This window comes from Aurantimonas sp. A3-2-R12 (assembly GCF_036016755.1).
GTDB lineage: Bacteria > Pseudomonadota > Alphaproteobacteria > Rhizobiales > Rhizobiaceae > Aurantimonas > Aurantimonas coralicida_A.
Genome location: NZ_JAYXIH010000015.1, coordinates 1 through 17,480, shown reverse-complemented (window position 1 = coordinate 17,480; position 17,480 = coordinate 1). Strand labels below are relative to the sequence as shown.

The following is a 17,480-nucleotide window of genomic DNA, read 5'->3' as shown; positions in this document are numbered from 1 at the left end:
AAAACGGGTTGATGGTTTCTCGTCGCCTGTCGCGCGCCGTGCTAAGCCGTCGGCGGCATGATGCCGGGAACCGGCCGCAGAGTGGCCGTCGGCGAGATACGCAGGGAGCAAAAGAATGAGCGGACCGGGGTTCGAGACACTATCCATCCATGCCGGCGCCCAGCCGGATCCGTCGACGGGCGCCCGCGCGACCCCGATCTACCAGACCACCTCCTTCGTCTTCGACGATGTCGACCATGCCGCCTCGCTGTTCGGGCTGCAGCAGTTCGGCAATATCTATACGCGCATCATGAACCCGACCCAGGCCGTGCTCGAGGAGCGCGTCGCCGCGCTCGAAGGCGGCACCGCGGCCTTGGCGGTGGCGTCGGGCCATGCCGCACAGCTCATCGTCTTCCAGGCGCTGATGCGGCCCGGCGACGAGTTCGTCGCCTCGCGCAAGCTCTATGGCGGCTCGATCAACCAGTTCGGCCACGCCTTCAAGTCGTTCGACTGGCGGGTGAAATGGGCAGACCCGGACGACGTGTCGAGCTTCGAGGCGGCGATTACCGACAAGACCCGCGCGATCTTCATGGAATCCTTCGCCAATCCAGCTGGCGCCGTGGTCGACATCGCGGCGGTCGCGGCGATCGCCCAGAAGCACGGCATCCCGTTGATCGTCGACAACACCATGGCGACGCCATATCTGTGCCGACCGATCGAACACGGGGCCGACATCGTCATCCATTCGCTGACCAAATTCATGGGCGGCCACGGCAATTCGATGGGCGGTGCCATCGTCGACGCCGGCACCTTCGACTGGTCTGCGAGCGACCGCTATCCGATGCTGTCGCAGCCGCGAGAAGAGTATAACGGTATCGTCCTGCACGAGACCTTCGGCAATTTCGCCTTCGCCATCGCCTGCCGCGTGCTGGGCCTGCGCGATCTCGGCCCGGCGATCTCGCCGTTCAACGCCTTCATGCTCCTGACCGGCATCGAGACGCTGCCGCTGAGGATGCAGCGCCATTGCGACAACGCGCTCAAGGTCGCTCAGCACCTCAAAGGCCACGACAAGGTCAGCTGGGTGTCCTATGCGGGTCTCGAAGACGATCCGAACCACGCCATGATGAAAAAATACGCGCCCAACGGGGCAGGGGCCGTCTTCACCTTCGGGCTCAAGGGCGGCTTCGAGGCGGGCGTGACCTTCGTCGAGGCGCTGGAGCTGTTTTCTCATCTCGCCAATATCGGCGACACACGCTCGCTGGTGATCCACCCGGCCTCGACCACTCACAAGCAGCTCGCCGACGCGCAGAAAATCGCCGCCGGCGCCGGGCCGGACGTGGTGCGGTTGTCGATCGGCATCGAGACCGTTGCCGACATCATCGCCGATCTCGATCAGGCGCTGGCCAAGACCTGACGCCTTCGCCGGTTTCGACCTCAGACCTGAAACGGTCGCCCATGAGGCGGCCGTTTTGGCTTTCTCGCCGATGACGGAACGACGGCCGCCGCCGCGCATTTCTGCCGGTCCGATAGTCTTTTCTTCCTGCTGAAAGATCCGAAATGGCCGAACATTTCCTGAAATTCGACAAGGACGGCATTGCCGTCGAGACCGGTGCGCCGGCCAAGGAAAAGATCAAGAGCGGCCGCCCCACCAACAAGACCTGGAACATCGAGGACGATGGCAACGGCCTTTACGCCGGCATCTGGGAATCGACTGCCGGCGAGTGGGAGATCGACTATACCGAGTGGGAGTTCCTGCACATTCTCGAAGGCGTCTCGGTCTTGACCGAGGAGGGCTGCGAGCCAGTCAAGCTCGTCGCCGGTGACAGCTTCGTCATCCGCCCCGGCTTCAAGGGCCGTTGGAAGGTCGTCGAGCCGACCAAAAAGCACTACGTCATCAAGGTCTGAGATCGCACCGGTACGGGACTCGATACATCAAGAAGGGTCCGCTGGTATCGCGGACCCTTTTGTTTTTCCTGCGGCAGCCGGAGCGCGATTTTACGCCCTCCGCCGTCCCGCAGCCGGCAAGAAATGCCGGCCATACATGCCTCAGCGTTCGATCTCGATCAGGATTTCGTTGCGCTTCATGAAGCCAGGGGTCCAGGGCGGATTATAGAAGGCGTATTCGGGATCGCTCTTCTGCTTCAGATTGTTGTCCGCGAGATAATTGTAGAGGCTCATCAGGTGCTTGCTGGCGAGCGTTGCATTGAAATTACCGGAAAAGCGGATCGCCGCGATGCGTCGCGCCTGAACTTCCTTGATCGCCACGTCGCTGTTGCCGGGCTCAGGGAGGCTGGCCAGAGTGAATTTCTTCGGCATGACGAAGCGCACGGCCCAGCCCTTGGTCCGGCCATCGCCTTCGGCCAACTGCTGGGTCACGGGGGTCGTCATCTTGATCTTCTTGCCGGGGCGGCTGCGGGCGAAAATGTAGTCGGCGAGCGTCTGGAAGCCCATGCGGCGCGCCTTCTCATGATAGCCGCTCTTGACGGTCTCGGCGACGATCATCGCATCGTAGTCGCGGATTTCGATCGCCCCGTCCTCGCGGACCACGTCGTAGTCCGGTTCCTCGGTGTGCTCCTGTACCTTCTTGGTGACGAAATACGCCGTGCCGACGACCGCGACGGCACCGCCTACCACGAGAAGCGCGGTCAGTTCCGGCCGGTCACGCAGGTAGTCGATCCCGCGCTGGGGCTGGTTTCCGCCGCGAAAGCCCGGAAGGCGGGCCAGGCGAAGGTCGGGAAGATGCTGGCGAAAATCACTCAGATAGCCGCGGGCGTTGTCGATTCCCTCACCGGCGTCATCGCGAAGCGACCGGATGTGGCGGCGGGCCTCCGAGCCCGACGGCATCGAAAGGCCGGTCAGAAAGTCCGGCATGTAGCGCGACAGGCCCGTCGGCTCGGTGTGGAACGGCAAGTGCCGAGAAATCGATCGGCGCACACGCTCGGCCCGCGACGGCCGGGGATCGAAACGGTCGACGACCCGCCCCTCGAGCTCTTCAATGCGCTCGCCGACATCGCTGAGGGCATCGGCAATGCGATCATAGGCGGTGGGCTTGTCGCGGAACATGGGCTGGGACTCCTGCGGTCGTCTGTTGGTCTGCGCCGACACTGGCTCCGGGCACTTAGGTCATGCCGATCGGGCGGTGGCGCAAGAGTATTCGTTGCGATAACGCCACCATGCGCGGTTGGTTGCGTCTGCTAACGACTTTGCCGCGCGCGGGCGTGGCTCCCGGCCGAATTGCCGGCGAGAACACGTCGGGCTGGATCATTTATTTTTGGCAAGGGCGCAACCAAACCGGAGCTGACGCATTAGCAGGACATCGGGTTTTTCATGACCTGATACTCCAGCCATAATTCGGGCGGCCTCGTGCCGCCCATTTTTTTTGCCTGCGGACATCCCCGGCGGTTGAGTGTCGACCGCCAGAGATATCGGCGGGACGGGCGCCGATGCGACCACATCAGAAGCGATCGGCTGCGGGCTCCGGAGCATCCAGGACTGTGCCAAGTCCTCGGTCAAGGCGGACCGGTTCAACCGCCGCAAAGCCACCCGCTCCGGTGGCGGCGAAAAATTCGAGTTGTTCGCTGTTCCGATCGATGACTACGGCCGAGAGCCGGCCGGTGAAAACGGCGCCGGTGTCCATCGAGATGCGGTTCTCCGTAACCACCGGACGGCCGCCCTTTTGGGGCTGATGGCCATGCACGACGACGTGGCTGAGCCGTCCGATATGGTCGAGGAAGGGCGCGCGGATCCATAGGCAGTCGTGCGCATCCTGCCGGTCGATCGGTCGACGCGGATCGATTCCGGCATGGACGAAGGCGAAGCTGCCGTCGACCGCGATCGTCGCGGCGTCGGACAGGAGTTCCAAATGCTCCGGCCGGTCCCGCAGGATCCGTCTTCGGATGGCGTCGAGGTCGCGTTCCGTGGCTGCGCCATAGGAAGCGAGAGTGGCTGCGCCGCCCTGGTCCAGCCAATTGTCGATCGCGTCGCGGTCGAGTTCACCTTTAAGAAATTGCAGCAACCACCAGTCGTGATTGCCTATAAGAAGCCGGGAATTCGGATGGGTTGCGATCGCTTCGACGACGAGATCGAGGGCGCCGCGACTGGCCGGCCCCCTGTCGACGATATCGCCGAGGAAGATGATCTCCATGGGTGTCTTCCGGCTCTCCGCGACCGTGTCGAGCCCCTGAAGAAGCGTCGAAAGCAGCCCGGCCGCGCCATGTACGTCGCCGATGGCCGCGATCAGGGATGGATGTGGCGACATGGCGGAAACTCCGTTTGCCTGGAGAGCTATGTTTTTCCTGAGGCGTTAATTCGCTCGAAAGCAGAACAACCTAAATTGGTATCACTCCACCCCGGATTGCGGATAAGGCTCTGTCAACTCTTCGAGACACTGGATCGCGGACGTGTTCTTTTTCAAACCGCTGAACAATTTCCGCCTGAATCCGTTGGAGCGGACCTATACTCTTTGCGGACTCGGGCTGGGCACCCTGTTCGCCGTCACCGGACTTTTGATCGATATGCAGGTGCGTCGCTGGCAGGGGCTCGCACCCGGCGTTGGTGCAACCTTCACGGCGACGGCGATGCACATCATGGCGCTGTCGTCGCCGCTCGTGATCGGGCGGATCTTTCTGGGAATTGGCCGCCACCAGAGCAAGCTGGAGGATCGCCTGTGGCAAATGCATCAGACCGAGGCGTTGATGCGCGAGCAGGCCCATTGCGACTCCGTGACGGGCCTGTTCAATCGCTCGTATCTCACCAGCCGGCTGGAGGAGGGAATAGCGAGCCGGCTGTGGCAAAAGCGCGGCGCGCTCGTCTACATGCTCGACCTCGACAAGTTTAAAAAGATCAACGACACCTTCGGTCATCGCGCCGGCGACGTGGTCCTGATCGAAGTCGGCCGACGACTGCGCGAGCTCTGTCTTGATGACGATATTCCGGTGCGTCTCGGCGGCGACGAATTCCTCGTCGTACACTTTCCCCAACCTGGCGAGGACGCCGAGGACTTTGCAAAAACCCTCATCGCGTGCGTCGGGCAGACCATCGACTTCGAGAATGTGCCGCTGACGCCCGGACTCAGCATCGGCATCGCCCGTGTCGGCGACGATGGCCGGACCTGGTCCGACGTCATGCGCTCGGCTGATATCGCGCTCTACCGGGCCAAGTCGAAATATGCCAACGCGTTCGAGATCTACCGGCCCGAGATGCGTCAGGCCAAGGACGCGGAGGCCGAACTGGTCGGCGAGATGAAGCGTGGCCTCGACCGGAATGAATTCGTGCTGCAATTTCAGCCGATCATCGCGGCGCGCGACGGCGCCATTCGCAGTTTCGAGGCGCTTGTCCGTTGGAACCATCCGCGCCGGGGTCAGTTGGCGCCCGCCGAATTCATCCCGGCGGCGGAGAGTTCCGGGCTGATCTTCCACTTGGGCAACCGCGTGCTCGTCGACGCGTGCACGGCGGCGGCCAGCTGGGCGACGCCGATCGGCGTCGCGGTGAATCTGTCGCCGATCCAATTTCAGGATGGGCAATTGGCATCTCGGGTGCGGGAGGTGTTGGAAGAGAGCGGCCTTGCCCCAGGTCGCCTGGATCTCGAAGTGACGGAATCACTCCTGCTTGATCCGACACCGACCGTCATTCGCATGATCGCCGAACTCCGCGAAATCGGCGTCAAGATCACCATGGACGATTTTGGAACGGGATTTTCCAGCCTCGGAAATCTCAGGCAGTTTCGATTCGACCGCCTCAAGATCGATCGCTCCTTCACCCAGGAACTGGCATCGGGCGAAGAAACGGCCGAGATCGTGCGCACCATCGTCCGTATGGCGGCGACGCTGCGCATGGAGACGGTGCTCGAAGGGGTCGAGAACGAGCGTCAGGAGGTCTTCGCCAAGCTCGAGGGACTCGATGAAGTGCAGGGGTTCTTCTATGCGAAGCCGATGAACGGCGACGCTGTCCACCGCTTCCTGGCCGAACGCGCTGAGGGAGCACGAGTGGCCGGCGGAAGCGCCGCCTGAACTGTCAGCCGGCGTATCGGAACCGCGGCCTCAAAAGGCCCAGGTGCGCGCCTTCGAGATCAGGAAGTCACGGAATACCTTGAGCTTCGCCGCATTGCGCATCTGCTCGGGGTAGCAAAGATAGGTGTCGAAAGTCGGCATCTCCATCTCCGGCAGAACCTGCACGAGCTTGGCTCGCTTGTCGATCATGTAGTCCGGCAGCAGCGCCACGCCGATGCCGCTCTCGATGGCCGAGCGGATGGCGATCAGATTGTTGATCTGCAGGATCGGGTGGCGCACCTTGCCCTCGGGAAGGCCGACCGTTTCGAGCGTGTTCAGATTGCGCAAATAGTTCGGAGCCGGCTCGCCGAAGGTGATGATCCGGTGCTTGTCGAGATCCTCGATCGTTTCCAGCGGACCGAAGCGCGCCAGATAGGACGGCGCCGCATAGACGTGAAGATGCACGGTGAACAGGCGGCGCTGGATCAGGTCCGGCTGCTGTGGCTGTCTGAGGCGGATCGCCGCGTCCGCCTTGCGCATCGTCAGGTCGATCTCCTCGTTATCGAAGACCAGCTGCAGCTCGAGTTCGGGGTAAAGCTCGAGAAATTCCTTCGAGCGCTCCGTCAGCCAGCCGGAGCCGAGGCCGACCGTGGTGGTCACGCGCAGCTTGCCGGTTGGCTTCTCGCGGGTTTCGGTGAGCTGCATGCGGACCTGTTCCAGCCGCTTGAGAACCTCATTGGCGGTCTGGAACAGCAGTTCGCCCTGTTCGGACAGCACCAGGCCGCGAGCGTGCCGATGAAACAGCGGCGCGCCGATCTCCTGCTCCAGGGCGGCGACCTGCCGGCTGATCGCCGACTGGCTGAGGTTGAGAGCGTCGGCGGCGTGGGTAAACGAGCCGGCTTCCGCGGCTGCGTGAAAAATCCGCAGTTTGTCCCAGTCGAGCGCCATGGGGTGTCATCTCCAGACGGCTTTGGAGCGGGGCGTTCCAAGACGCCCGCCCGCTGCCGCTATTCCGCCGCTTGGCGTTGGTTGTCGAGCGCCTGGGCGGCGAGCCATTTCTCGGCTTCCAGTGCTGCCATGCAACCGAGGCCGGCCGCGGTCACCGCTTGGCGATAGACGTCGTCGGCGACGTCGCCCGCCGCATAGATGCCCGGCATCGAGGTCTGCGTCGTGCCGGGTTCCACCCAGAGATAGCCGGACGGCTTCTGTTTCAATTTTCCGACGAACAATTCGACCGCCGGCGCGTGGCCGATGGCGACAAACACGCCGTCGGTCGCCCGTTCGCTGACCTCGCCGCTCACGCGGTTTTTCAGGCGAACGCCATTGACCGATTTCAGCGGCTTGACGACCCCCAAGATCTCCTCGACCTCGGTGTCCCAGACGATTTCGACATTGTCGGCGGCAAACAGGCGGTTCTGCAGAATGCGCTCGGATCGCAATTCGTTCCGGCGATGCACCAGCGTAACCGACTTCGCGATATGCGACAGATAGAGCGCTTCCTCGACGGCCGTGTTGCCGCCGCCGACAACGACGACGTCCTTGCCGCGGTAGAAGAACCCGTCGCAGGTGGCGCAGGCCGAGACGCCGAATCCCTGAAAGGTCGTCTCGCTTTCCAGGCCGAGCCATTTGGCCTGGGCGCCGGTGGCGATGATCAGCGCGTCGCAGGTGTAGACCGCGCCCGAATCGCCGGTCAGTCGAAACGGCCGCCGGTCGAGATCGGCCTCGACAATGACGTCGCTGGCGATCTCCGCTCCGACATTGAGCGCCTGGCTCTTCATCTGCTCCATCATCCACGGACCCTGGACGGGTTCGGCATAGCCCGGATAGTTCTCTACATCGGTCGTGATGGTCAGCTGGCCGCCCTCCTGAAGGCCGGCGACGAGCAGCGGCTTCATCATGGCGCGTGCCGCGTAGATCGCGGCGGTGTATCCAGCAGGACCAGATCCGACGATCAGAATGTCCACATGGCGTTCGGTCATGACGGCCTCGCTCGATTGGCGTCTGGCAGATGGCATCGCAAGTCGGCCCGTTCAATAGACGAGGGGGTGCGGTGCTGCAACACAAGGCGTCCGAGAGCTGTTGACGGCGGCATGGAGCGTTGCACCGATTGCCGATCCGGGGGCGAGAGGATATGAAAGCCCGCTGTTTCATGGCCCTTTAGCGCTGGCCTGTATTTTCCCGGAGCCGTTCCATTTTCAGGACCATCGCCCACGTCACCTCGATTTTCGGGCTCGCACTGGCGGCGGCGATGATCATTCCGGCACTGGTGGACCTTGCCGACGAGAACGAGGAATGGCGGGTTTTCATCGGCTCCAGCCTGCTGGTCGGCATGGTCAGCGTGCTCGTCGCCGTGGCGACGCGCGGCGAACGCCCCAAATTCACTCAACGACTCGGCTTCTTGCTTGTCACGACCGTCTGGCTGGTGGCGGTTCTCGTCGGCTCGCTGCCGATCTATTTCTCGGAGGTCAATGTCACCTTCGCCGGTGCCTTCTTCGAGTCCATGTCGGGGCTGACGACGACCGGTTCGACGGTGATCTCCGGCCTCGACGCGCTGTCGCCGGGCATCTTGATGTGGCGGTCGCTGCTGCAATGGCTCGGCGGCATCGGCATCGTCGGCATGGTGCTCTTGATCCTGCCCTCGCTGCAGGCCGGTGGACTGGCGTTGTTCCACATGGAAAGTTCGGACAAGTCGGACAAGGTCCTGCCTCGGATCAACCAGCTGGTCGGCGGACTGGTCACGGCCTATGTCGTCCTGACTACCCTTTGCGCGATAACCTACACCGCTCTCGGGATGAGCTTCTTCGACGCAGTCAATCACGCCATGACGACCGTGGCGACCGCCGGCTTTTCGACGCATGATGGTTCGATCGGGTATTTCGAAGACAAGCGCATCCTGCTCGCCGCCATAGTGTTCATGATCCTCGGGGCATTGCCTTTCGTGATCTACATAAGGGCGTTCCTGCCGAGACGCTTCCAGCTATGGCGCGACCCCCAGATCGCCGTCTTCCTGATGATCTGCCTGGTGCTCAGTCTGGCCATGGCAGTGACGCGCCGGGTCGTGAACGACACGCCCTTCGGCGAAGCGCTACTGTCCTCGGCGTTCAATCTGGTCTCGATCATCACCACCACGGGGTATGCGTCCGAGGACTATACGCTGTGGTCGAATGCTGCGATCGGCTTGTTCTTTCTGGCCACCTTCCTCGGCGGCTGCGCCGGGTCGACGACCGGCGGCATCAAGGCCAACCGGCTGGTCATCCTTTATCTGCTGGTCCGCTCGAGCTTTCGCCGGCTGGTCCGGCCGCATGCGATCATTCGCTTGAAATACGGCAATGACGACATCTCGCCGCAGACCATCCAGACGGTCACGATCTTCTTCTTCCTGTTTTTCGGCGCGCTGTTGATGGGCACGGTGCTGTTGACGATGTTCGGCCTCGATATCGTCACCGCCTTTACCGGATCGTTGACGGCGCTGGCCAATGTCGGTCCCGCCTTCGGCCAGATCATCGGCCCGGCGGGCAATTTCGGCTCGCTCCCTGATCCGGTATTGTGGATCCTGTCGATCGGCATGCTGCTCGGCCGGCTGGAACTGGTGACCGTTCTCATCCTGCTGTTTCCGTCGGTCTGGCTGGATTGACGGTCGGGTGCGCCGCTTTGGCTGCCGGGCCGTCCCTCGATCGAAACTGACCGCGAGCCCGCATGCGCATCGTCTATATCAATCTCGACAGGGCCACCGACCGGCGTGCTTTCATGGAAGAGCAGAGCGCCGCGCTCGAACTGCGCTTCGAGCGTTTTCCGGCCGTTCGGGCCGACGCTATCTCGGACGAGACCGCGCATACCCTCGGGCAAGGCTGGGAGCGGCCGCTGTCTAAGCCGGAGCTGGCCTGCTTCCTGTCCCACCAGACGCTGTGGTCCGAACTGGCTTGCGCCAAGGAGCCCATGCTGGTCCTGGAGGACGACGTGGTGCTCTCCGGCCGACTTGCCGCCGCGTTGCCGAGATTGGCCGAATTGACCGATGTCGATCTGATCAATCTGGAGAGCTTCGACCGCAAGCGCTTCGTTGCGCGGAACGGGCGTGCGCTCGGCGATGTCTCCATCGTCCGGGTTCATCGCGACAAATCAGGATCGGCCGCCTATCTGCTGTGGCCGAGCGGCGCGCAGAAGCTGCTGGCGCGCGCCCGGCTCGGGGCCGCGCCGGTGGATGCCTTCATCCATTCGCTGAAACGCCTCGTCTCCTATCAGGTGGAGCCGGCGCTCGCGATGCAGCTGCACATCCTGAAGGCGAGGGGCATCGAACCGCCGATCCCGATCGGTTCGACCATTCAGACCTCCCGGCAACGGCTTGCGGTCACACCCGAAAATTTGCCCTTCCACCTCCGCCGCCTGACGACACAGGTGAAGCTGGCGGGAGACCATGTCATGCGCCTGTTCGGCCGGCGGTACCGGCGAACGCGGGTCGACGATGGCGATTTTCAGCCACGGTCCGCGGCGGACCAGAGCCGTTCATAAACACGCTGGATTTCCGCGGCCTCGCGCGCCAGGGGAAATTTCGCCCTGACATGGGCGAGCGCCGAAGCGCCGGCGCGCGCCAAAGCCTCGGGGTCGGATAGATACGCCTCGACCGCCGCCGTGAGAGCCGCGACATCGCCGACCTGAACGATGTGTCCGGTCTCGCCCTCGATGATCATGTCCCGGAACGCGCCGGCGTCGCTGGCGACGACCGCGGCGCCGGACGCCATCGCTTCCAGCGGAGTCAGGCCGAAGCCTTCGTTGCGCGGCGGCGCGACGTAAAGATCGAAGGCCCGGAACCACGCCGTCACATCCTCGACCTCGCCGAGGAAGCGGATGCGTTCGTTGAGCCCGGCGGCCTCGACGCGGCGCCGCAGATCGGCGTCGAACCCCGCGTGCTCCGCCGTGGCGCGGCCGGTGACGATGGCTGTCCATTCGGGATGGCGCGGCAAGAGGGCGATCATCGCGTCGATGAACAGGTCGGTGCCCTTCTGGTGGCGGATGCGTCCGGAGCAACCGATCAGTTGCCGTCCGGCGAGACCGAGCGCGGCCTTCTGCGTCTCGCGCGACGGCGCCGGATGAAAGCGGTCAAGATCGATGCCGTGCAGGACGATCTCGGCCGGGACCGTGAGGTAGCCGGCGCTCCTGCCGCTCGTCGCGATCACCGCGTCCATGCGCCGGATGAGCCCGCGCGTCCAGCCGGTGTGGTGGCGTTGCGCGGCGGAGGTGAAGACGAGCCGCAGCGGCATCCGCAGGATGTCGCGCAGCACGATGCCGGCCAGCATCTCCACGTTGCGCCGGGCATGCCAAATGCGGAACGGCCGTCCTGTCGGACGCGACCAGAGGCCGGGCATGTCGTGAAGACGCAACTTCGGCAGGTGGTCCGGCAAACCCGGTCCGAGCGCCGCGATTCCGAGCGAGCGTGCCTGGAGGGGGACGAGCTGGACGATCGTCGAGGTCACGCCGGACAGCCGGCGTTTGAAGTTCGGCGCGATGACCGCGATGTCTCGAACGTTCATCTGGGCGACTCCGTCACGGTGCGTCTGGTCACTGCGGCCAGCTCAGGCGACGGCGAAGAGCAGGGGGACCGTTTCAACACCGCCAACCTCGCCCATACGCTCGCACATACCCCATCCCCTTTTCCCTTGGGGACAGGGTGTGCTGTCTTGGAGGTCCTTTGCGCCTACGCCCAGCTGACCTGAAGGATCTCGTAGGATCTTGCGCCGCCCGGCGCCGCGACCTCGACGGTGTCGCCCTCGCCCTTGCCGATCAAGGCGCGGGCGATCGGCGAGGAGATCGAGATGCGTCCCATCTTCACGTCGGCTTCCTGGTCGCCGACGATCTGATAGACCTTCTCCGCCTCGGTATCCTCGTCGACGAGCTTGACCGTCGCGCCGAACTTCACCTTGTCGCCGGACAGCTTCTTGACGTCGATGACCTCGGCGCGGGCGGTCAGGTCCTCCAACTCGAAGATGCGCCCCTCGTTGAGGCTCTGGGACTCCTTGGCGGCATGGTACTCGGCGTTTTCAGACAGGTCCCCGTGTGCGCGCGCCTCGGAGATCGCCTGGATGATCCGTGGCCGCTCTTCCTGTTGGCGACGGCGAAGCTCCTCCCGTAGCGCATCAAACCCGTGGGTCGTCATCGGGACCTTTTCCATGGCCTCCACCTTTCCCATGCGCGGGCGTGCCGCGACATCGTCTTTTCGTTGGTTGCCGGCAGGCCGAGGCCCGACGCCGGAGCACAATAATAAACCGGCCCCGAACGGCAGCGACCGTTCGGAACCAGCGAGACAATCCGGACTGCGACAGTGCCTGGTGCCCTGTCCGAAGGGCGCGTTTTAGTCAGGCAGCCGTAAAGTACGATTGCAACGGCCGAACTTCAAGATTGCCGGTCCGGAGCGCGGCGATCGCTTCGGCGGCGGCACTCATCCCCGCCAAGGTCGTGTAGTACGGCACCTTGTGGATCAGGGCCGCGCGGCGCAGCGAGCGCGAATCGGACAGCGCCTTGGCGCCCTCCGTGGTGTTGAGGACGAGCTGCACCTGACGGTTGCGAATCGCGTCCTCGATATGCGGGCGACCCTCCAGGACCTTGTTGATCTTCTCGGCGGCGATCCCGTTATCGATGAGGAAGCGCTGGGTGCCGCCCGTCGCGATCACTTTGAAGCCGAGGTCGTAGAGCCGGCGGACGGGCGCGAGGGCCCGCTGCTTGTCCCCGTCACGAACCGAGATGAACACCGTACCGTCGCGCGGCAAGTCGACGCCGGCGCCGAGCTGCGACTTTGCGAAGGCGACGGCGAAGTCGTAATCGAGACCCATGACCTCGCCGGTGGAGCGCATCTCCGGGCCGAGCAGCGTGTCGACGCCGGGGAAGCGGGCGAACGGGAACACCGCCTCCTTGACCGCGATGTGCTTCAGTCCGCGCGGGTCGGGTGCGCCACCATAGGCCGCGAAGGCCGTATCGAGGGTTTCGCCGGCCATGATCCGCGCCGCCACCTTGGCGATCGGCGAGCCGATGGTCTTGGCGACGAAGGGCACGGTACGCGAGGCGCGGGGATTGACCTCCAGGACATAGATGTCGTCGCCCTTGATCGCGAACTGGACGTTCATCAGGCCGCCGACCTTGAGCGCCAGCGCCATGTCGCGGGTCTGGCGGGCCAATTCGTCGGTAATCGCCGTCGACAGCGAGCGGACCGGCAGCGAACAGGCCGAGTCGCCGGAATGGATGCCGGCTTCCTCGATATGCTCCATGATCCCGGCGACATAGGTGGATGTGCCGTCCGACAGGCAATCGACATCCACCTCGATCGCGTCCTTGAGATAGGAGTCGATCAGCACCGGCGATTTGCCCGAGACGACCACGGCATGGGTGATGTAGCGCTCGAACTGCGGCTCGTTGCGGACGATCTCCATCGCCCGGCCGCCGAGCACGTAGGACGGCCGGATGACCACCGGATAGCCGATTTCTGCGACGATCTTGCGCGCCTCCTCGACCGAGCGGGCAATGCCGTTGCGGGGCTGACGCAGATCGAGATCGGTGAGCAGCTTTTGAAAGCGGTCGCGATCCTCGGCGAGGTCGATCGCATCCGGCGAGGTGCCTAGGATCGGAATGCCGGCCTTTTCGAGGGCGTCGGCGAGCTTCAGCGGCGTCTGGCCGCCGAACTGTACGATGACCCCGTGCAACGTTCCCCGGGCTTGTTCGACCTTCAGGATCTCCAGTACGTCCTCGGCCGTCAGCGGCTCGAAATACAGCCGGTCCGACGTGTCGTAGTCGGTCGAGACGGTCTCGGGATTGCAGTTGATCATGATCGCCTCGAAGCCCGCGTCCTTGAGGGCGAAGGCGGCGTGGCAGCAGCAATAATCGAACTCGATGCCCTGGCCGATCCGGTTCGGGCCGCCGCCGAGGATGACCACCTTCTTCGCGTCGCTGACCTCGGCCTCGGACCGCGGCGCGCCGGCGAAGGGCCGCTCATAGGTCGAGTACATGTAGGGCGTTGGGGAGGCGAATTCGGCCGCGCAGGTGTCGATCCGTTTGTAAACCGGATGGATATCGAGCCGGTCCCGCAAGGCGGCAACATCCGCCTCATCCTGACCGACGAGCTTCGCCAGCCGGGCATCGGAAAAGCCGACCGACTTCAAAAACCGCAGATTGTCGGCGTCCTTGGGCAGGCCGTGCTCGCGAACCCGCGCCTCGAGGTCGACGATCGCCTTGATGCGGGCGATGAACCACGGGTCGATCTTGCAGGATTGGTGGACCTGCTCCGGACTGGTGCCCATGCGCAGCGCCTGGGCGACCATCAGAAGGCGATCCGGCGTCGGCGTGCCGAGCGCGGCGCGGATCGCGTTCTTGTCGTCGCCTTCGCCGATGCCCGGAATCTCGATCTCGTCGAGCCCGTCGAGCCCGGTCTCCAGACCCCTCAGCGCCTTCTGCAGCGATTCCTCAAAGGTCCGGCCGATCGCCATGACCTCGCCGACCGACTTCATCGCCGTGGTCAGATACGGTTCGGCGCCGGGGAATTTTTCGAAGGCGAAACGCGGGATCTTGGTCACGACATAGTCGATCGAGGGCTCGAACGAGGCCGGCGTCGCGCCGCCGGTGATGTCGTTGTCGAGTTCGTCGAGCGTGTAGCCGACGGCAAGCTTCGCCGCGACCCGGGCGATCGGAAAGCCGGTCGCCTTGGAAGCCAGCGCCGAGGAGCGGGAGACGCGCGGGTTCATCTCGATGACGACGAGGCGGCCGTCCTCCGGGTTCACCGCGAACTGCACGTTCGAGCCGCCGGTCTCGACCCCGATCTCGCGCAACACCGCGATCGAGGCGTTGCGCATGATTTGGTATTCCTTGTCGGTCAGCGTCAGCGCCGGCGCGACGGTGATCGAATCCCCGGTATGGACGCCCATCGGGTCGATGTTCTCGATCGAGCAGATGATGATGCAATTGTCCGCCTTGTCGCGAACCACCTCCATCTCGTACTCTTTCCAGCCGAGCACGCTCTCCTCGACCAGCACCTCGGTGGTCGGCGAGGCGTCGAGCCCGCCCTCGACGATCTCGAAGAATTCCGAGCGGTTGTAGGCGATGCCGCCGCCGGTTCCGCCGAGAGTGAAGGACGGGCGGATGATCGCCGGCAGACCGACCGTGTCGAGTGCCTCGGCGGCGGCGGCCAGCGCCCGTGTCATGTAGCGCTGCTTGCGATCGGCTTCGCCAAGCTGCCACGCGTCCTCGAGCGCGGTCAGCGCCGCGTCCCGCTCGGCCGGATCGGAGATCGCGTGGACGATCTCGGCTTTTTTGTCGTCATGGACGCGGCGATCGGCGGCCTTGGCGTCGGTGGCGTTGGCCAGGACCGAGCGCGGCGTCTCCAGGCCGATTTTCGCCATCGCCTGGCGGAAGAGGGCGCGATCCTCCGCCTTGTCGATGGCGTTGGCGTCGGCGCCGATCATCTCGACACCGTATTTCTCCAGGACGCCCATGCGCCGCAGCGAGAGCGCCGTGTTCAGCGCCGTCTGCCCGCCCATCGTCGGCAGGATCGCGTCCGGCCGCTCCTTGGCGATGATCTTGGCGACCACCTCCGGCGTGATCGGCTCGATATAGGTGGCGTCGGCGAGATCGGGGTCGGTCATGATCGTCGCGGGGTTCGAATTGACCAGGACGATCCGGTAACCTTCCTCCTTCAGCGCCTTGCAGGCCTGGGTGCCGGAATAGTCGAATTCGCAGGCCTGGCCGATGATGATCGGGCCCGCACCGATGATGAGGATGGTGTGGATGTCGGTGCGTTTCGGCATGGGAGGCTGTCGTCCGGTTTGGTTGCGCGCCAAGATTCCGCCCGCATCAGGGATGCGGCCGGTTGCGGCGGGTTCTGTCGAGGCTGAGGCCGGCTTATAGGCAAGAGGCGGGCAGGGGGGAAGGGGTTACGGACGAGCTTTTCGTGGGAATGTCATGCCGGTCCCACGCGCGATGGAATGCCGGAGGCCTTCCCCCGGCTTGCTTGTGAAGCGGAAACCGCTCGTTATAGTCGTGCCGGCGGGGACGATGGCTGATGGCGAGTGGGAGTGAAACTTGGCGCCGCTCGGGACGCGCGTAAAGCATCTGGGCAGGAATGTCCTCAAGCGGCTGGTGACCCGCATGAGTTCCGCCTTCGGATGGGTGACGGTGCTCTACACGTCGCATCGACGATCCACCGAGGCGCGGCGTCAGCGGCTTTCCACCGATCCCGCGCTGCTATCCCAGGACCTCGTCGCGCAAGAAAGCGCCGTCAACACGGCTGCCTCCCGCGTTCGCGGCACCTGGGTCACCTATCTGGTTCTTTGGACCTATCTCGTCATCGCCGTCGGATCGATCACGCATCGCCAGTTGTTTCTGGCTGAGGGCATCAAATTGCCGGTGCTCGACGTCGACTTGCCGCTGGTCGGTTTCTTCTGGGTGGCGCCGGGGCTGTTTATCATCATGCATCTCTACCTGCTCCTGCAGCTGCGCGGCTTGCTGGAGCGGGTGTCGATTTACGAAACGATCCTGTGCCAGGTGGCGACAGGAGCCGTTGAGAGGGCGCGGCTGCGGCAGCGGCTCGATCCGTATATCGTTCTGCAAGCGGTGGCCGGGAGTGAAGAGGGTCTGCACGACCGGATCTATGTCGGCGTCCTGCGCTTCATCGTCTGGCTGACGGTGGTCTTCGCGCCGCTCGGCCTCCTGTTCTTCGTCCAGATTCGATTCCTGCCCTATCACGATGAGGCGGCGACTTGGGCGCACCGCGTGTTCATCGCCCTTGATCTACTCTGCCTATGGCTGATCTGGCGCCCCGCGCTCAGGGCGAAGAGTTCGAACGCTTTGATGTCGCTCGCACGATCAGGCTTCGCTGTGACCGCCAGTCTTGCCGGCGTGTTCCTGTCCGTCCTGGTCTTTATCTTTCCGGGCGAAGCGATCGAAGGGTACCAGGCTTCGATCTTGTCCAGATTCGTAGTCGGCACCTGGGACCAGAATTTTAGGCCGACATCGGCCGGCTGGGTCCTGACCCATATCGTTCTGAGCGTCGACGACGATTTCATCGACGACGATGAGATCGCAAAGCTTGATGCACGGGATAAAGAAAACCCAACAAAAAAATTCCCTTCAGGAACAATAATTCGTTCGTATTTTTCAGGAGCAATAGTTCGCTCCTCAGGAGCAATAGTTCGCTCGTTTCCCGATCGCGATTTTCGCGGTGCGGTACTTGCATCTATCGACCTTCGTCGGACGAATTTTGCTAAAGCGAAGTTGCAGGGGGCGTCGCTTGATTTGGCGCAGCTGCAGGGGGCGACGCTAGTCACGACGGAGTTGCAGGGGGCGTCGCTATCCGGGGCGCGGCTGCAGGGGGCTTCGCTGGAGTGGGCGAAATTGCAGGGGGCGTCGCTGGTCGGGGCGCAGTTGCAGGGGGCGTCGCTGGCCCATGGGCAACTGCAAGGGGCGACGCTGGTCACGACGGAGTTGCAGGGGGCGTCGCTATCCGGGGCGCGGCTGCAGGGGGCTTCGCTGGAGCGGGCGAAA

13 protein-coding genes are annotated in these 17,480 nt (G+C 63.8%); 6 read left to right on the top strand and 7 right to left on the bottom strand.

From position 1 onward, the window contains the following. Nucleotides 1-115: 115 nt before the first annotated feature. Nucleotides 116-1,393, top strand: coding sequence for an O-acetylhomoserine aminocarboxypropyltransferase (locus tag VSX60_RS09675; RefSeq protein ID WP_327623947.1), 1,278 nt, complete (start codon nucleotides 116-118; stop codon nucleotides 1,391-1,393). Between the two features lie 143 nt (nucleotides 1,394-1,536). Then, nucleotides 1,537-1,884 (top strand): cupin domain-containing protein, encoded by a 348-nt coding sequence (locus VSX60_RS09670; protein WP_327623946.1) that lies wholly within the window; start codon nucleotides 1,537-1,539, stop codon nucleotides 1,882-1,884. Nucleotides 1,885-2,025: 141 nt separating this feature from the next. Here VSX60_RS09670 and VSX60_RS09665 read toward each other — a convergent pair whose 3' ends face one another. Next, a complete protein-coding gene (locus VSX60_RS09665) occupies nucleotides 2,026-3,042 on the bottom strand; it encodes an SOUL family heme-binding protein (RefSeq protein ID WP_327623945.1) in 1,017 nt (338 codons plus the stop codon). A gap of 391 nt (nucleotides 3,043-3,433) precedes the next feature. Next, nucleotides 3,434-4,237, bottom strand: a complete 804-nt coding sequence (locus VSX60_RS09660) for a metallophosphoesterase (RefSeq protein ID WP_327623944.1) — start codon at nucleotides 4,235-4,237, stop codon at nucleotides 3,434-3,436. A gap of 142 nt (nucleotides 4,238-4,379) precedes the next feature. On the opposite strand from VSX60_RS09660, the gene VSX60_RS09655 reads away from it, so the two are divergent. After that, nucleotides 4,380-5,987, top strand: a complete 1,608-nt coding sequence (locus VSX60_RS09655; RefSeq protein WP_327623943.1) for a putative bifunctional diguanylate cyclase/phosphodiesterase — start codon at nucleotides 4,380-4,382, stop codon at nucleotides 5,985-5,987. Between the two features lie 30 nt (nucleotides 5,988-6,017). Here VSX60_RS09655 and VSX60_RS09650 read toward each other — a convergent pair whose 3' ends face one another. Next, nucleotides 6,018-6,914 carry a LysR family transcriptional regulator gene (locus VSX60_RS09650; RefSeq protein ID WP_206453460.1) on the bottom strand — a complete coding sequence of 299 codons (897 nt, stop codon included), beginning with the start codon at nucleotides 6,912-6,914 and terminating at the stop codon, nucleotides 6,018-6,020. 59 nt (nucleotides 6,915-6,973) lie between these two features. Then, nucleotides 6,974-7,945: a thioredoxin-disulfide reductase gene (gene trxB / locus VSX60_RS09645; RefSeq protein WP_327623942.1), complete on the bottom strand. Its 972-nt coding sequence runs from the start codon at nucleotides 7,943-7,945 to the stop codon at nucleotides 6,974-6,976. Nucleotides 7,946-8,202: 257 nt separating this feature from the next. On the opposite strand from trxB, the gene VSX60_RS09640 reads away from it, so the two are divergent. Both VSX60_RS09640 and VSX60_RS09635 read left to right on the top strand, forming a co-directional pair. After that, nucleotides 8,203-9,600 carry a TrkH family potassium uptake protein gene (locus VSX60_RS09640; protein ID WP_327624028.1) on the top strand — a complete coding sequence of 466 codons (1,398 nt, stop codon included), beginning with the start codon at nucleotides 8,203-8,205 and terminating at the stop codon, nucleotides 9,598-9,600. 62 nt (nucleotides 9,601-9,662) lie between these two features. After that, entirely contained in the window at nucleotides 9,663-10,472 is an 810-nt protein-coding gene (locus VSX60_RS09635; protein WP_327623941.1) for a glycosyltransferase family 25 protein, read from the top strand. On the opposite strand, the gene VSX60_RS09630 is transcribed toward VSX60_RS09635, so the two are convergent. The 3 genes from VSX60_RS09630 to carB form a co-directional block, all read right to left on the bottom strand. Next, entirely contained in the window at nucleotides 10,436-11,491 is a 1,056-nt protein-coding gene (locus VSX60_RS09630; protein ID WP_327623940.1) for a glycosyltransferase family 4 protein, read from the bottom strand. The two genes, VSX60_RS09635 and VSX60_RS09630, sit on opposite strands and share 37 nt — an antisense overlap. A gap of 164 nt (nucleotides 11,492-11,655) precedes the next feature. Next, nucleotides 11,656-12,129 carry a transcription elongation factor GreA gene (gene greA / locus VSX60_RS09625; RefSeq protein ID WP_327623939.1) on the bottom strand — a complete coding sequence of 158 codons (474 nt, stop codon included), beginning with the start codon at nucleotides 12,127-12,129 and terminating at the stop codon, nucleotides 11,656-11,658. A gap of 184 nt (nucleotides 12,130-12,313) precedes the next feature. Further along, the gene (gene carB / locus VSX60_RS09620; protein WP_327623938.1) at nucleotides 12,314-15,745 is read right to left on the bottom strand and encodes a carbamoyl-phosphate synthase large subunit; all 3,432 of its coding nucleotides are present in this window, start codon (nucleotides 15,743-15,745) and stop codon (nucleotides 12,314-12,316) included. 568 nt (nucleotides 15,746-16,313) lie between these two features. Between carB and VSX60_RS09615 the strand changes: the two genes are divergently transcribed. Further along, a partial coding sequence (locus VSX60_RS09615; protein WP_442873076.1) for a pentapeptide repeat-containing protein occupies nucleotides 16,314-17,480 on the top strand: 1,167 nt, incomplete at its 3' end.

Coding starts and splice junctions, on each gene's coding strand:
- carB (WP_327623938.1), bottom strand. CDS start 15,745: ATGCCGAAACGCACCGACATCCACACCATCCTCATCATCGGTGCGGGC.
- VSX60_RS09670 (WP_327623946.1), top strand. CDS start 1,537: ATGGCCGAACATTTCCTGAAATTCGACAAGGACGGCATTGCCGTCGAG.
- greA (WP_327623939.1), bottom strand. CDS start 12,129: ATGGAAAAGGTCCCGATGACGACCCACGGGTTTGATGCGCTACGGGAG.
- VSX60_RS09650 (WP_206453460.1), bottom strand. CDS start 6,914: ATGGCGCTCGACTGGGACAAACTGCGGATTTTTCACGCAGCCGCGGAA.
- VSX60_RS09665 (WP_327623945.1), bottom strand. CDS start 3,042: ATGTTCCGCGACAAGCCCACCGCCTATGATCGCATTGCCGATGCCCTC.
- VSX60_RS09630 (WP_327623940.1), bottom strand. CDS start 11,491: ATGAACGTTCGAGACATCGCGGTCATCGCGCCGAACTTCAAACGCCGG.
- VSX60_RS09660 (WP_327623944.1), bottom strand. CDS start 4,237: ATGTCGCCACATCCATCCCTGATCGCGGCCATCGGCGACGTACATGGC.
- VSX60_RS09635 (WP_327623941.1), top strand. CDS start 9,663: ATGCGCATCGTCTATATCAATCTCGACAGGGCCACCGACCGGCGTGCT.
- trxB (WP_327623942.1), bottom strand. CDS start 7,945: ATGACCGAACGCCATGTGGACATTCTGATCGTCGGATCTGGTCCTGCT.
- VSX60_RS09675 (WP_327623947.1), top strand. CDS start 116: ATGAGCGGACCGGGGTTCGAGACACTATCCATCCATGCCGGCGCCCAG.